Origin of the sequence: Mangrovibacter phragmitis, assembly GCF_001655675.1 — a bacterium.
Classification (GTDB): domain Bacteria; phylum Pseudomonadota; class Gammaproteobacteria; order Enterobacterales; family Enterobacteriaceae; genus Mangrovibacter; species Mangrovibacter phragmitis.
This window is the reverse complement of sequence record NZ_LYRP01000001.1, coordinates 857,859-873,155: the sequence shown is the minus strand read 5'-3', so window position 1 is coordinate 873,155 and position 15,297 is coordinate 857,859. Positions and strand designations below refer to the sequence as shown.

The 15,297-nt window shown below is 50.5% G+C and carries 9 protein-coding genes; 6 read left to right on the top strand and 3 right to left on the bottom strand.

What is annotated here, in order from left to right:
• Nucleotides 1-412 precede the first annotated feature (412 nt).
• The 4 genes from A9B99_RS03995 to narI are packed head-to-tail and all read left to right on the top strand — an operon-like array spanning nucleotide 413 to nucleotide 7,096.
• On the top strand, nucleotides 413-4,174 hold the full coding sequence (locus A9B99_RS03995; protein ID WP_064594834.1) for a nitrate reductase subunit alpha: 3,762 nt from the start codon (nucleotides 413-415) through the stop codon (nucleotides 4,172-4,174).
• Nucleotides 4,171-5,706, top strand: coding sequence for a nitrate reductase subunit beta (narH, locus tag A9B99_RS03990; RefSeq protein WP_064594833.1), 1,536 nt, complete (start codon nucleotides 4,171-4,173; stop codon nucleotides 5,704-5,706). The genes A9B99_RS03995 and narH overlap by 4 nt, the downstream gene beginning before the upstream one ends.
• Nucleotides 5,703-6,422, top strand: a complete 720-nt coding sequence (gene narJ, locus A9B99_RS03985) for a nitrate reductase molybdenum cofactor assembly chaperone (protein ID WP_064594830.1) — start codon at nucleotides 5,703-5,705, stop codon at nucleotides 6,420-6,422. The genes narH and narJ overlap by 4 nt, the downstream gene beginning before the upstream one ends.
• Nucleotides 6,419-7,096, top strand: a complete 678-nt coding sequence (gene narI, locus A9B99_RS03980) for a respiratory nitrate reductase subunit gamma (RefSeq protein WP_064594827.1) — start codon at nucleotides 6,419-6,421, stop codon at nucleotides 7,094-7,096. Before narJ ends, narI begins: the two co-directional genes overlap by 4 nt.
• 55 nt (nucleotides 7,097-7,151) lie before the next feature.
• Here narI and narL read toward each other — a convergent pair whose 3' ends face one another.
• Both narL and narX read right to left on the bottom strand, forming a co-directional pair.
• On the bottom strand, nucleotides 7,152-7,817 hold the full coding sequence (gene narL / locus A9B99_RS03975) for a two-component system response regulator NarL (RefSeq protein WP_064594822.1): 666 nt from the start codon (nucleotides 7,815-7,817) through the stop codon (nucleotides 7,152-7,154).
• 2 nt (nucleotides 7,818-7,819) lie between these two features.
• Nucleotides 7,820-9,610, bottom strand: coding sequence for a nitrate/nitrite two-component system sensor histidine kinase NarX (narX, locus tag A9B99_RS03970; protein WP_064594820.1), 1,791 nt, complete (start codon nucleotides 9,608-9,610; stop codon nucleotides 7,820-7,822).
• A 393-nt stretch (nucleotides 9,611-10,003) separates the two neighbouring features.
• Here narX and alkA point away from each other — a divergent pair, with 393 nt between their 5' ends.
• Nucleotides 10,004-10,843, top strand: a complete 840-nt coding sequence (alkA, locus tag A9B99_RS03965; RefSeq protein ID WP_064595525.1) for a DNA-3-methyladenine glycosylase 2 — start codon at nucleotides 10,004-10,006, stop codon at nucleotides 10,841-10,843.
• Here the strand turns inward: alkA and A9B99_RS03960 are convergent.
• Nucleotides 10,836-14,168, bottom strand: a complete 3,333-nt coding sequence (locus tag A9B99_RS03960; protein WP_064595523.1) for a diguanylate cyclase — start codon at nucleotides 14,166-14,168, stop codon at nucleotides 10,836-10,838. The genes alkA and A9B99_RS03960 overlap by 8 nt on opposite strands.
• Before the next feature lie 324 nt (nucleotides 14,169-14,492).
• Between A9B99_RS03960 and udk the strand changes: the two genes are divergently transcribed.
• Nucleotides 14,493-15,134 carry a uridine kinase gene (gene udk / locus A9B99_RS03955; protein ID WP_064594818.1) on the top strand — a complete coding sequence of 214 codons (642 nt, stop codon included), beginning with the start codon at nucleotides 14,493-14,495 and terminating at the stop codon, nucleotides 15,132-15,134.
• Nucleotides 15,135-15,297: the final 163 nt, after the last annotated feature.

Genomic DNA, 15,297 nt, shown 5'->3' with positions numbered 1-15,297 from the left:
GCTTTTACATCGGGATTAAAATGATTCTCTATTGCAGAATGATACGATTATTATTACCGGAAAGAATGAGTAATAAGATAAGAAGTCACAATAATCTCAGCTCTGCGAATGCACAGGGGCTAATCAGTGGTATTTTTAGACGTTCTACCACTCAATAGTTGTGGTGTGTTTTTATTGTGTAATAAATAATCTGTTTTATAAAAAAACCATTTAAATCAATATATTGAATATTAAAAATAACTACCCCTAAGGGAGTAGTCAACCTGAAGCGTTATTTCCCTGCCAGGTTCATTTTGATCCGTGTCAATTTTATAACCCTCACAGACGCTAATGTGGAAAATATCGACCATGCCACCGGCATCGTCATCAATAAACCCTATGTGCCTGGCACTGACAATACGGAGAAAGCCAGATGAGTAAGTTTCTGGACCGCTTTCGCTATTTTAAACAATTGGGTGACACTTTTTCTGGTGATCACGGGCAGACGTTGTCTGTCAACCGGGACTGGGAAGAGGGATACCGTAACCGCTGGCAGCATGACAAGATAGTACGTTCAACACACGGTGTTAACTGTACCGGGTCCTGTAGTTGGAAAATTTATGTCAAAAATGGCCTGGTGACCTGGGAAACCCAGCAGACCGACTACCCGCGAACCCGCCCGGACCTGCCCAACCATGAACCGCGAGGATGCCCTCGTGGCGCAAGTTATTCCTGGTATCTCTACAGCGCTAACCGATTAAAGTACCCAATGGTGCGCTCAAACCTGATTGAAATGTGGCGCGAAGCGAAACAACAGCATCCGGATCCTGTTGATGCCTGGGCCGCGATTGTCACACAGCCAGAAAAAGCGGCGCGTTACAAAAAAGCGCGTGGCCGTGGCGGTTTTGTGCGTAGCCACTGGCAGGAAGTGAATGAGCTCATTGCGGCGGCGAACGTGTACACGGCGAAAACCCATGGGCCCGATCGCGTGGCCGGTTTCTCGCCAATACCGGCGATGTCGATGGTCTCTTACGCATCCGGCGCACGCTACCTGTCATTAATTGGTGGAACCTGCCTGAGTTTTTATGACTGGTATTGCGACCTGCCGCCTTCCAGCCCGCAAACCTGGGGAGAACAGACCGATGTGCCTGAATCTGCCGACTGGTATAACGCTTCTTATATCATCGCCTGGGGTTCAAATGTGCCGCAAACCCGTACACCCGATGCACACTTCTTTACTGAAGTTCGCTACAAGGGCACAAAAACCGTTGCGGTAACGCCAGATTATGCCGAAATCGCCAAGCTGTGCGATCACTGGCTCCGTCCTCAACAGGGAACAGACAGCGCGCTGGCGCTGGCTATGGGGCATGTATTACTCAGTGAGTTTCACGTTAAACGCCAGAGTGAGTACTTCCAGAATTATCTGCGTCGTTATTCAGATATGCCAATGCTGGTTATGCTCGACCCTTCAGTTGAAGGTGTCTATCAGGCAGGGCGTTTTCTGCGCGCGGCAGACTTAGTGGATAACCTTGATGAGCCCAATAACCCTGAATGGAAAACAGTGGCTATTAACCAGGACAATGGTGAGCTGGTCGCGCCTCAGGGGTCAGTCGGTTACCGCTGGGGTGAACAAGGTAAATGGAACCTGGAAGCCACTGCCGGCCACCAGAAAAAACCGGTTACGTTGCAACTGGGTGTGGCGTCTGGGGAACAGGTTGCAGTCGCTTTCCCGTATTTTGGCGCGACTGAGCATGAACATTTTACCTCGGTTGCACTCAGCGATGTCATTGTTCATCAGGTGCCGGTAAAACGTATTGAACTGGCCAATGGCGAACAGGGCCTGGTTACCAGTGTTTATGATTTGATGCTGGCAAACTACGGGGTTGACCGTGGTTTTAATGATGCTAACTGCGCATCTGGCTACGATGACATGAAAGCCTATTCTCCTGCCTGGGCGGAAGCGGTTACCGGTGTTCCTCGTCAGGAGATCATTCGTATTGCCCGTGAATTTGGCGATAACGCAGAGAAAACCCACGGGCGTTCGATGATTATTGTTGGGGCCGGGCTTAACCACTGGTATCACATGGACATGGCCTACCGTGGTCTGATTAATATGCTGGTGTTCTGTGGTTGTGTCGGGCAGAGCGGTGGCGGCTGGGCGCACTATGTGGGGCAAGAGAAATTACGCCCACAAACCGGCTGGCAGCCGCTGGCTTTTGCCCTTGACTGGCAAAAGCCGCCCCGCCATATGAACAGCACCTCGTTTTTCTATAACCACAGCAGCCAGTGGCGCTATGAATCGCTCAATGCACATGAACTGTTATCTCCCCTGGCAGACGCTACGCGCTACAGTGCGCATTTGATTGACCTGAATATTAAAGCGGAACGGTTAGGCTGGTTGCCCTCCTCACCGCAATTAAATGTTAACCCTCTGCATATTGCCGGTGCGGCCAGTGCGGCCGGGTTATCCATTCAGGAATACACCGTGAAGGCGCTCAAAGAAGGCACAATTCGCTTTGCTGCCGAGCAGCCGGAACAGCACTACCCCCGGAACCTGTTTATCTGGCGATCCAACCTGCTTGGGTCATCGGGCAAAGGTCATGAATACTTCCTCAAGTATCTGCTGGGCACTGAACACGGTATTCAGGGGCGTGATTTAGGCGAGGAAGGCAAGTGCCATCCGCAGGAGGCGGAATGGCAGGATAACGCGACAGAAGGCAAACTGGATCTGGTTGTCACCCTGGATTTTCGTATGTCCAGTACCTGTCTGTACTCAGACATTGTGCTGCCAACGGCGACCTGGTATGAAAAAGACGACATGAATACTTCGGATATGCATCCATTTATTCATCCGCTCAGCGCGGCTGTTGATCCGGCCTGGGAAGCGCGTTCAGACTGGGAAATATATAAAGACATCGCTCAGGCTTTTTCAACACTTTGCCCGGGGCATTTGGGCGTTGAAACAGATTTGGTGACGTTGCCAATTCAGCATGATTCACCGGCTGAACTGGGCCAGCCATATAACGTCCAGGACTGGAAAAAAGGTGAGTGTGATCTCATTCCGGGTAAAACGGCCCCGCATCTGATTGCGGTCGAGCGCGATTACCCGGCTACCTATGCGCGTTTTACTTCACTTGGGCCATTACTGGATAAACAGGGTAACGGCGGTAAAGGCATTAACTGGAACACAGAGAGCGAAGTGGCGTTGCTGAAAAAGCTCAATTACGTCCAGCAAACAGGGGCAAGCCAGGGGCGGCCAAGAATTGATTCCGCTATTGATGCCGCAGAAGTGATCCTGACGCTTGCGCCGGAAACCAACGGCCAGGTTGCCGTAAAAGCCTGGCAGGCGTTGGGGCAGATAACCGGGCGTGATCACACGCATCTGGCACGTAACAAAGAAGAAGAGAAAATCCGCTTTCGCGATATTCAGGCACAACCACGCAAAATAATCTCCAGCCCTACCTGGTCAGGGCTGGAAGATGAGCATGTTTCCTACAATGCCGGTTATACCAATGTGCATGAGTTGATCCCCTGGCGCACACTGACAGGCCGCCAGCAGTTTTACCAGGATCACCCCTGGATGCGTGACTTCGGTGAAAGCCTGATAGCCTGGCGACCGCCCATCGATACCCGAAGTGTGGCCGGTATGATAGGGGCGAAGAGCAATGGTAACCCTGAGCTGGCACTGAATTTCATTACTCCGCACCAGAAATGGGGCATTCATTCAACCTACAGTGAAAACCTGTTAATGCTGACGTTGTCACGCGGCGGGCCAATTGTCTGGATAAGTGAAACCGATGCCAAAACGCTGGGTATCGCCGATAACGACTGGATAGAAGCGTTCAATAAAAATGGCGCGCTGACAGCGCGTGCGGTGGTCAGCCAGCGTATCCCACAAGGCATGGTGATGATGTACCACGCGCAGGAACGCCTGGTGAACCTGCCAGGTTCAGAAATTACCGGGCAGCGTGGTGGGATTCATAACTCGGTGACCCGTGTCTGCCCCAAACCTACCCATATGATTGGCGGGTATGCTCAACTGGCTTATGGCTTTAACTACTACGGCACTGTTGGATCAAACCGCGATGAATTCGTGGTGGTCAGACGTATGCATCAGGTTAACTGGCTTGATGACGAGAAAAACGATGTGGTTCAGCATCCTTCTTCAACAACACTGCAGGAGAAGCCAGAATGAAAATTCGTTCACAAGTCGGCATGGTACTTAACCTGGATAAATGTATCGGCTGTCATACCTGTTCGGTTACCTGCAAAAATGTCTGGACCAGCCGTGAAGGCATGGAATACGCCTGGTTCAATAATGTAGAGACCAAACCCGGAACAGGTTACCCCACGGACTGGGAAAACCAGGAACGCTGGAAAGGCGGCTGGATACGCAATATCAAAGGCAAACTGGAACCCAGAATGGGAAATCGTGTGGGTGTGCTCTCGCGCTTATTCAATAACCCGGATATGCCCACTATTGATGACTACTACGAGCCATTTACCTTTGACTACGAACACCTGCACAATGCCAAACGAGGACGGCACCAGCCTACAGCGCGGCCCCGTTCGCAGATAACAGGCCAGCGGATGGACAAAATTAATGGCGGCCCAAACTGGGAAGAAATTCTCGGTGGTGAATTTGCCAAACGTTCGGCTGACTACAACTTTGGCGAAATGCAAAAAGCGATGTATGGGCAGTTTGAAAATACATTCATGATGTATCTGCCTCGCCTGTGTGAACACTGCTTAAATCCGGCCTGCGTGGGCACCTGTCCGAGCGGCGCGATTTATAAACGTGAAGAAGACGGCATTGTACTGATTGACCAGGACAAATGCCGTGGCTGGCGGATGTGCCTGACAGGCTGCCCGTACAAAAAGATTTACTTCAACTGGAAAAGCGGCAAATCCGAAAAATGTATTTTCTGCTACCCGCGTATTGAATCGGGCATGCCAACGGTCTGCTCAGAAACCTGTGTCGGGCGCATTCGCTATCTGGGCGTATTGCTTTACGATGCCGACAGAATCGCCCAGGCGGCTTCAGTGGAAGACCCGGAGAAACTCTATGAAAGTCAACTGGATGTTTTTCTCGATCCTCACGACCCGGCGATTATTGAAGAGGCCCGTAAACAAGGGATTGCGCTCAGTGTGATAGAAGCAGCGCAACGTTCACCGGTATACAAAATGGCAATGGACTGGAAACTGGCTTTACCGCTGCATCCTGAATATCGCACGTTACCCATGGTGTGGTATGTCCCGCCTTTATCGCCGATTCAGTCTGCCGCAGATGCCGGTTATCTGGGCGATGACGGTATTTTACCGGATGTCGACAGCCTGCGTATTCCGGTTCAGTACCTGGCAAACTTGTTAACGGCGGGTGATACCGCTCCGGTGTTGCGTGCGTTGAAACGCTTACTGGCGATGCGCCATTACAAACGGGCAGAAACCGTTGATAAACGTACAGATACCCGTGCCCTTGATGCTGTAGGCCTGAGTGAGCAGCAGGCACAGGAAATGTACCGCTATCTGGCTATCGCGAACTACGAGGACCGTTTTGTGGTGCCCTCTTCACACCGTGAACTGGCGCGTGAGGCGTTCCCGGAAAGCAAAGGTTGCGGCTTCAGTTTTGGCGATGGCTGCCATGGCAGTGATACCCGCTTCAACTTGTTTAACAGCAAGCGCATTGACGCGATTGACATTACCGCAGACAAAAAGGATCGCTCATGACAACGCTGACAATTATTGCCCGGCTCATGGATTACCCGGACGAAGCGCTCTGGCAGCATCAGGAGGCACTGCGTTGTGCTGTAGAAGAATGCTCGTTGTCAGAACGACATAAACAGCTCCTCCATGCATTCATGGGCCAACTGTTCGCCGGTTCATTGCTGGCTGCTCAGGCGCAATATTGTGCACTGTTCGACCGTGGGTGCGCTTTGTCGCTCTTATTATTCGAGCATGTTCATGGTGACTCACGCGCACGCGGCCAGGCGATGGTGGACTTACTTAACCAGTATCAGCGCGCCGGCCTGACATTAGACAGCCGGGAGTTACCAGATTATTTACCCTTGTATCTTGAATACTTGGCGAGTCTTGATAGCCACGAAGCAAGACAAGGGCTGGTGGATATTGCGCCGATTCTGGCATTACTGGCAACACGCCTTGATGAGCGGGGGAGTGGCTATGCTGCCCTGTTCACGCTCCTTGGTGAGCTCGCCGGAGACACCGTTGATGTCGACTATGACGCCTTACGGCAAAAAGTACGCCAGGAATCGCGGGATGACACTCCGGAAGCGCTTGATAAAGTCTGGGAAGAAGAGCAGGTGAGTTTTATGAGTGAAGCGAATTGTGGCGGCAATGAATCCCACGGGCCCCGACACCAGCAAAATGAGCGCGTTCACCCTCAGTATGTGCATGTCGGTATGTTAACCGGAGAACAGAAATGAACTATATCAATGGATTCTTTTTTGATATTTATCCTTATCTGGCTGCGACTATCTTCCTGGTGGGGAGCTGGCTCAGATATGACTATGGGCAATATTCCTGGCGTGCCGGTTCCAGCCAGATGCTGGATAAGCGCGGTATGCGCCTGGCTTCTAACCTGTTCCATATTGGGATTATCGGTATCCTTGGCGGTCATTTCTTTGGTCTGCTCACTCCTCACTGGGTGTACGAATCGTTTCTGCCCATCGCTACCAAGCAAAAACTCGCCATGATTGCTGGCGGAATTTGCGGTGTGATGACAGTTGTGGGTGGTGGGTTGTTACTGAAACGCCGCCTGACCAACCCACGGATTCGGGCAACGTCTTCGTTTGCCGATATCCTTATTCTGACATTGCTGGTGGTTCAGGCGTGCCTGGGGCTATTAACGATTCCTTTTTCCGCCCAACATATGGATGGCCAGGAAATGATGAAATTAGTGCACTGGGCGCAGGCTGTGGTCACGTTTCAGTCCGGTGCCAGTGCCTGGCTCGATGGTGTGGCATGGATTTACCGGGTACACATCGTGCTGGGGATGACCCTGTTTGTTTTGTTCCCGTTTTGCCGGCTGGTGCATATCTGGAGTGTACCGGTTGAATACCTCACGCGCCGCTACCAGATAGTACGCTCACGTCGGTAACCGACAGCTCAGTAAAGCGGTTGGTTTGGTTAGCCCAGTCAACCGCTGTTAATACTTATAGTCCCCCTTCCTGATGTACCAGGACTGCCGCTTCAACCCGCGAACGCAGATTCAGTTTTTTGAGTAAGTGTTTAACATGAACTTTCACGGTACTTTCGGCAATTTTTAGCCGACGGGCGATCAGTTTATTGGCCAGCCCCTCGGCAATGAGCTTCAGGATCTCTTTTTCACGTACAGTCAGATCTTCAAGCGGGTGCGCGCTACTGGGTTTATGGCTGCGCAGACTGGTGGCGAGAATGGTTATCACCTCCGGGCTTACCACCACTTTTCCCAAACAAATTTGCTCAATGGCGTCCAGCATATCTTCCGGCTCCATATCTTTGAGCAGATAGCCGTCGGCGCCCAGTTTCATTGCTTTTATCACATCTTCTTCATAATTTGACACGGTGAAAATAACAATGCGGCTGGTAATACCTTGTGCGCGCAGTAACTTAAGTGTTTCCAGTCCATCAACCTGCGGCATGTTGATATCCAGCAAAATTAAATCGGGATCATGCTGCTGAGCCAGTGCCACACCTTCGTGACCATTATTAGTCTGTGCAATAACTTTAATCTCACTGTTCAGCTCCAGCAGCTCTTTGATGCCGTTACGTAATAGCGGATGATCGTCAATCAATAATACTGTGGCGGCTTTCGCGGTGGGCGTATTTTGCTGTGACATAATTACATCTCGTTAGTCGGTGTGAAACAAACATGAATTTGGGTACCCTGCTGTGCTTCAGACTGAATATCCAGTTTCCCGCCCAGAAGCGATGCAGTACGGTCGGCCATAATCGTCAGCCCGTAGTGATTGAGGTGTGACGCCTGCTTGTCCAGGCCAATACCATTGTCGGTAATATTCAGGTGCACCAGATTATTCGGGGTGTCCATGGTCAGTGACACGGTTACCTGGCTGGCATTCGCATGTTTATAAACATTATGAAGTGCTTCACGAATAATCTGGAACAGGTGAATAGCCTGTGGTGGACTCACTTTATTTGCCGGGATTTGATAATTGAATTCTATCGGAAAACCGAGTTTCTGGCTGTATTCAGCAATACAACCTTCAATAGCGGGTAATAATCCAACGCCGCTGAGTTGTAAACGAAAAGTGGTCAGTAATTCGCGGAGTTGTTTATAAGTGACGTCCAGCTCTCGCCGGATATCCGCAATCAGGGTTTGTTGCTTCCCGGTCAAATTATCCTGGTGACGTTGCAGGATACCCATCTTTATTTTCAAATACGAGAGCGACTGGGCAATAGAATCATGCAGTTCCCGGGCTATGGTGCTGCGCTCCTGAAGTAGCAGTAACTGGCGTTGGTGCTGCTCCTGGCGGGAAAGGGCAAGGTACTGCGTGAGCAGGTCACAAAAGGTTGCAATCAGTTTTTGTTCTTCATAGTGAAGAGAACAGTCTGCCGGAATATGTGCAGACAACGTGCCATAAATTTTGTTGCAGTCGGTCAGCAGCCACTCCTGGGCCTGCGTTGCCTCTGAACCATTATCTGGCGTGTGCAGGCAGCGCTGGCACGCACTGTCAACGCAAAACTCAGGCCGGGCACCGCCAAAAGTCAGGTTTTCAAACTGGCTGGATTGCTGAATATCGGTAAATGTCAGGTGAATTTGCCGCAGCGGCGTCAGCGACATCAATTCTTCAATCAAAGGGGCGAGTGTTTTACAGGTATGCGTTTGGCGATTAAATTCGCGGCCGCTCCGGTAGAGAAAATCAAGGTAACGGTTTTGCAATTGTAATTGCGCGGTTTTTTCCTCAACGCGTTGTTCCAGATTCTCATAGGTTGTTTTCAGTTCAGCGGCCATGGCGTTAAGCGCATTACCCAGTTCCCCCATTTCATCTTTATAGTTGCGGGTATCCAGCTTATGGGAAAACTCGCCAGCCTGAATTGCGCTGGCCATATTAAGCAGTTGACGCCAGGGTTGAAAAAGACGCTTACGTAAAGTCAGAATGGCAATAAACAAAAACAACAGCGTTAATACAGTAAAAATGCGCTGCGTTATTGTTATCTCGGTAATTTGCTGTTCCGTGTGGCGGTCGATTTGTGAAATAAGCACATTCAGATTTGCCACAAACTTCTCAACACTGGCGCGGCCCTGTTCCGGAGTGCGTGATTTCAGCAGTTGCGGCTTCACCTGTTGATACCAGCTGTCTGTGATAGTTTGATAAGCGCGATGAAAGCCTTCAGTACGTACAACATCGCGAAACAGCGGCGAATGCAGTTCATCTTCCAGATGGTTCACTTCATTCATATTGTCCGGTGTCAGCGGCAGCATCGACAATATCCGGTAGCTTTGCATGCGCACCGCGCCAATGCGGTTGATGGTGTGTGCGTTCCCCTGAATGCTTTCCGCACTGCGTTCGCTAATAAACATCCCGGTGAATGCGAGTGCGCTCAGGCAAAGCATCGCCAGAGTAATTGTGTTCATCACAGAGAAGTGATACCAGAATTTTAGCTTTCTCATGAATTATTCAACAGCACTGCGTTGTCGCTGACAGGGGGATTGGCGGCTATGAGTAAACCGTAGCAAGCGTAGTCCATAAATGACAATAAAAAACGAACTACCCTGGCTAACGGTTGATGCTTTTGGGTAGTTTATCACGGTGGAAAACGGAAAAGCTGGGGCAGTGTCAATGTAATGGGATTTATTGCCTCTGTGATTAACGCTTATTTATGCAATGTACAGGCACAACCCGCTACCCTGGTTGTGCCATGATGTGGTTTCACCACCTGCCTGCAATCCGGGGGATTTCGGGTATAGTAGTGCTGATTGTATTCCCCCTGTTTTTTCAACTGGCCCCAAGGAGCCTTCATGCCGCCATCGAGCTCTGCCGAACATGCTGCTAAAAATGACTCCCTGTTTTTCCTCCCATACAAGCCACCCTATGACTGGGTGTGGATGAGTCAGTTTCTTGCTGCTCGTGCAGTAAATGGTCTGGAAGACGTTACTCAGGAATCGTTTAGCCGCGTCATGGCCATTGGTGGTGTTACCGGGCTGGTGATTGCCCGGCCTGAACCACAACAGCATCGCGTACAGGTGGCTCTCAGCCCCAGCCTGGTACCGGTTGCTGAAACCGTACTGGCGCGTGTGTGCCACTGGCTGAACCTTGGCCTGAACCCGGAAGAAGTTAGTCAGGTACTGGGGCCTCTTGCCGCGGTAAACCCCGGTATTCGTATGCCTGGCTGCATTTGTCCTTTTGAGCAAATGGTACGCGCAATTCTCGGCCAGTTAGTGAGTGTGAAAATGGCAGCGCAGCTTGCCACCCGCCTGGCTCACACTTTCGGAACAGCCAGCCCTCACGGGCAATTGTTCCCTCAGGCAGAGGTTCTTGCAGATTGCGACCCACTGGCAGTGAAAAGTGTGGGGATGTCGTTACGCCGGGCGGAAACTATTATTACTCTGGCACAATCGGTTGTAGCGGGGAGTTTTCCGCTGACTCCACCGGAAGATACTACAGCAGGCCTGAAGCAACTGATGTCCTGGCCGGGAATTGGCCGCTGGACAGCCAGCTATTTCGCTTTACGCGGGTGGGGCGCACAGGATGTATTTCTGGAAGATGACTACCTGATTAAACAACGCTTTGCCGGTATGACACCCGGGCAAATCCGCCAGTATGCCCGGCGTTGGGCACCCTGGCGTTCACTGGCGCTACTGCATATCTGGAACAATGCTGGCTGGCAGCCAGAACTCAGTTAATCGCGAAATAACTGCCGTTAAGCAGCACTTCCAGTGGCTGCTGCGGGCCGATGCTGTCGCCAAAGATCAAATCCATGCCAATCCCCGAAAGGGTATCCATGGTTATCGCCTGGGCTACCGGGCCACCAATCGTCTGTAATTTCAGGCGTTGCGCATGGCCCTGAATGATGGTCACCATCATTTCATCCATCAGGTTTTCATGCACATGTTGCACCAGCGACGGTTCCAGTAATATCGCTTTAAATAAGTGACGAGGGAGATGGTTAAATATGTCGAGGTCGTCGCCCACCTGGCTAAGAACTAACCCACAACCTTCATCAACCAGTTGCTCAAGCCCTTTTTTAACAGAACCCTCTATCCGGCCAATTACCTGATTTTCGACAATAATCATCAGCCGTGCCGGTGGGAAGCGGGTGTCACGCAATAAGCGAACCAGAACCTCTACGACAGTTTCACTGTGCAACCCGGCAATGGAGAGCGGGAGCGCGACAGTAAAGCCTTTTACCATAACCCGGCGCGCATGTTCTTTAAAGAACAGTTCAATCATGCGCAGGTCCAGTGCCTTGTGCTGCTCCGCACTGCTCAGCCCGGCACGGAACTGGCTTTCTTCTATCATGTCGCCAGCGTTATTCCAGAGCTGTACGCCCAGTAAATAGAAACTGCAACTTTCCGGTATACGGGGAGAGGCCACTGGCCGCGCAGTAATCAGTACCGGGTTGTGCGCAATAATCGCCTGCTGTTCTTCAGCAGACAGCTGGTTTTTCTTACGCTGGTTGGTGTGTTTTTTCGCTTCAAAAACAGAAACGCGCCCACGACCACTATTTTTCGAAGCATAACAGGCAATATCGGCCTGAGACAGTACCTCGTTGGCGTCATAATTGTGTTCATCAATAATCGTGATACCCGCACTGGCGCCAATCCGGTAAGTCTGCTCTTCCCAGATAAAGTGGTAGTCATTAATCATGCTGGTAATATGTTCGGCAATATGACGGGCGCTTTCCACAGAACAGTTGGGTAATAACAGGGCGAATTCATCGCCGCCCAGACGGGACAGGAAGTCGTTATTACGCAATAAACTCAGCATCAGCGTGGAGAGTTCCCGTAACAGACTGTCGCCCGCCGCGTGTCCGGCTGTATCATTCACCGCTTTGAATCTGTCCAGGTCAATAAATACCAGTGCATGTTGCTGGCGATTTTCCACAGCGCTGGTTAACAGGCGTTTCAGATGGTTTTCAAAGCTGGCGCGGTTGGCAAGGTGTGTCAGGCCATCATGTGACGCACTGTAAGTCAACTGGCGCAGCATTTTGCGTGATTCAGTAACATCATGAATAACCAGCACACTGCCAATACTTTCGCCATCCAGTGTGCTGAGTGAGGTAATCGAGTAGTGAATATCGAAACTGTCGCCTGAGCGGGAGTGCAGAATCACGTCCTGCTCCATGGCCGAACGGGTGGCATCACCACTGTAGATATTCTCCATCAGTGGGCCGTTCTCACCAAAGGTGATGTGCAGCACAGAAAGAATATACTGACCAAACGCCTGCTCCTGCGGCCAGCCACTCATTTTTTCTGCCACCGGGTTCATAAAGGTGATACGCATATCAACATCGGTACAAATAACGGCTTCACCGATAGCATCCAGGGTGATATGCAGGCGCTCTTTCTCCTGGTAGAGCGCATCGTGAAGTTGTTTAACTTCAGTCATATCCATGCTGATACCCAGGTAGCGTTCAACATTACCTTGCTTATTCAGCACCCGGTTTGCCAGAGTACGAATATGGCGGATTTCTTCCTGAACCTGAATCCGGTACTCCACCTTGAATGGCTCTTTGCGCCGCAATGCATCTGTTACTTCTGTTTTGACCGCAGGCTGATCATCTTCAACCAGGCAATCCATCCATAACTGGAATGAAGGCTTCAGGTGGCCGGGCACGCCGTAGAGCTCAAACATGCGTTTATCCCAGCTAATCTGGTCGTTCAGCATATCCCACTCCCAGATACCAATGCCGCCCGCTTCATTTGCCAGAGTAATCCGCTCCATCAGGCGTTTGTTCATCCACTCTGAATGCTTGAGGTCGTTAATGTCTTCAACCTGAGCAATCACATACAGTGGCGTGTTATTGGCATCACGCACAACCGAAACTGCCAGTAAAGCCCAGACAATATTGCCCCTGCTGTTGTAATAACGCTTTTCCATGGAGTAGCTGTTAATTTCGCCACTGAGCAATTTGTCCATGTACTGCAAGTCAGTGTGCAAATCTTCCGGGAAGGTAATTTGCTGGAAGGTGAGATTGCGTAACTGGTCATGGGTATAACCCAGAAACTTGCACAATGCTTTGTTGACCTGCAACCAGCGGCCATCAACCCCCACCAGTGCCATGCCTATTGCTGAATGTTCCATGGCATTACGAAAACGGGTTTCGCTGGCGGTGATATTTTTACGTTCCTCGCGAAAAGAGTGCATCACCATAGTCATGATGTGTGCAGTTAATAACAGCAGCAAGAAAGGCAGCCAGGGAGCATGGGTATTAATTTCAGAGCCGGTAATCAGGGAAACCGGGCTTTGGCCGAAAGCAAACATCAGGGAGATACCCATAATGCTTACCAGTGCCACGGTAAATGCCGCAACCTGGGGCAGGCGAATGGCGCTCCACATCAGAAAAACAATCACAAAGGTGAACGGCCACGGCAGAAAATGCAACGCCAGGTAGCTCAGCAACAATGTTGCTGCTATGGTTGCCAGGGTTTCCCATAAACTGCGGGCTCGCAGGATACTGCTCAGGCTTTGGGGTGAAAACTGTAGCCCGATAGGAATAATTGCCAGGCAGCCGATGGCTTCTGCGACCACCCAGACAAAGAAAACATTCAGCGGGTTGTGAGGTGAGGTTGCCAGTAATACCAGCAAACCGCCAAATACTGGCGGAACCACTGCACTGGCAACCACCATTTTCAGCCAGTCCGGCAGTGACTCAAGGGGATGATCGTTGGGCAGTAAATATTTCAGTAACAGTGCACCTGTTACCGCTTCTGCCAGGTTGATTACCGGAAATATGAAGTTTAACTGAACCCTGGGCAGCAACAGCGTGGAGGCACATACAGTGCCAACAATACAGGCCACGGCAGGGAAAAACCACAGGCGCACAGGAAAGCGCCAGAAAGCGCACATCATAATGGCACTGGGAAACCACACCGGCGCAAGATTGGTCGTTGATAAGAGCAGTTCAACAGAAAAGGCGGTAAACAGAAAGCTGACAATCCCCAGTCCGAAAAACTGGTTTAACTGAGAAGCCAGGAACCCCCGGGGATGATTATTATTTTTCGTCATTACCACGCAATCCGCACCAACTGCTTCAGAAAGACCCGGCCAGAACACCGAAATAGTAAGAAATCATGCTAGTACAACCTGTTACTGATTCCTATGCAAGAAGTAAACATTAGAATGTTTCAAGCAAAAAATATACACGCTGACAGGCAAAATAGGCATCGCCCTATTAATTATTCTCGATAAGTCCCGTATTTTGCATACTTTTCGTTCACTGATAAAGCGGGTGACTGGCAACAGCCAGGGGAAATCCCTATAATTGGCGCGTTTGCGGCACAGTGCCGTGTTTCCCTTCCTTCATTTTTCTGTTATCAGGTCGTTAATTTTATGACTGACAAGTCTCATCAGTGCGTCATCATCGGGATTGCCGGTGCATCGGCTTCAGGTAAAAGCCTTATTGCCAGTACTCTCTATCGTGAGCTGCGCGATCAGGTAGGTGATGAACACATTGGTGTCATTCCGGAAGACTGTTACTACAAAGATCAAAGCCACCTCTCCATGGAAGAGCGGGTGAAAACAAATTATGACCACCCCAGTGCAATGGACCACAGCCTGCTGTTCCAGCACTTGCAAATGCTCAAACAAGGCAAACCCATTGAGCTTCCGGTATACAGCTATGTTGAGCATACCCGGATGGTGGAAACTGTGCATATTGAACCGAAGAAAGTCATCATTCTGGAAGGGATCCTGTTGTTGACAGATGCGCGGCTGCGTCAGGAAATGAATTTTTCTATTTTTGTTGATACGCCACTGGATATTTGCCTGATGCGCCGTATTAAGCGCGACGTCAATGAGCGCGGGCGCTCCATGGATTCCGTGATGGCCCAGTACCAGAAAACTGTGCGTCCCATGTTTTTGCAGTTTATTGACCCATCCAAGCAATATGCCGACATTATTGTGCCGCGTGGGGGGAAAAACCGCATCGCTATTGATATTCTTAAGGCAAAAATCAGCCAGTTCTTTGAATAAACCCCTTTTTTTGCGGGTTGCTCCGCGCCGGTGCCTGGCGAAGGCAGGGCTGAGTATCGCCTTTTAATGTGTTACTGCTAGTGGTCAGCGCGCCTTAGAGTAAAGGCAGGCGAACACGCATAATCAGGCACAGGGTATTTACTCTAAGTGATTCAGGTTACAG

Bases quoted from the DNA above. Each gene is read 5' to 3' on its own strand.
- A9B99_RS03995 (WP_064594834.1), top strand. From the start codon at position 413: ATGAGTAAGTTTCTGGACCGCTTTCGCTATTTTAAACAATTGGGTGAC.
- narH (WP_064594833.1), top strand. From the start codon at position 4,171: ATGAAAATTCGTTCACAAGTCGGCATGGTACTTAACCTGGATAAATGT.
- narJ (WP_064594830.1), top strand. From the start codon at position 5,703: ATGACAACGCTGACAATTATTGCCCGGCTCATGGATTACCCGGACGAA.
- narI (WP_064594827.1), top strand. From the start codon at position 6,419: ATGAACTATATCAATGGATTCTTTTTTGATATTTATCCTTATCTGGCT.
- narL (WP_064594822.1), bottom strand. From the start codon at position 7,817: ATGTCACAGCAAAATACGCCCACCGCGAAAGCCGCCACAGTATTATTG.
- narX (WP_064594820.1), bottom strand. From the start codon at position 9,610: ATGAGAAAGCTAAAATTCTGGTATCACTTCTCTGTGATGAACACAATT.
- A9B99_RS03960 (WP_064595523.1), bottom strand. From the start codon at position 14,168: ATGACGAAAAATAATAATCATCCCCGGGGGTTCCTGGCTTCTCAGTTA.
- udk (WP_064594818.1), top strand. From the start codon at position 14,493: ATGACTGACAAGTCTCATCAGTGCGTCATCATCGGGATTGCCGGTGCA.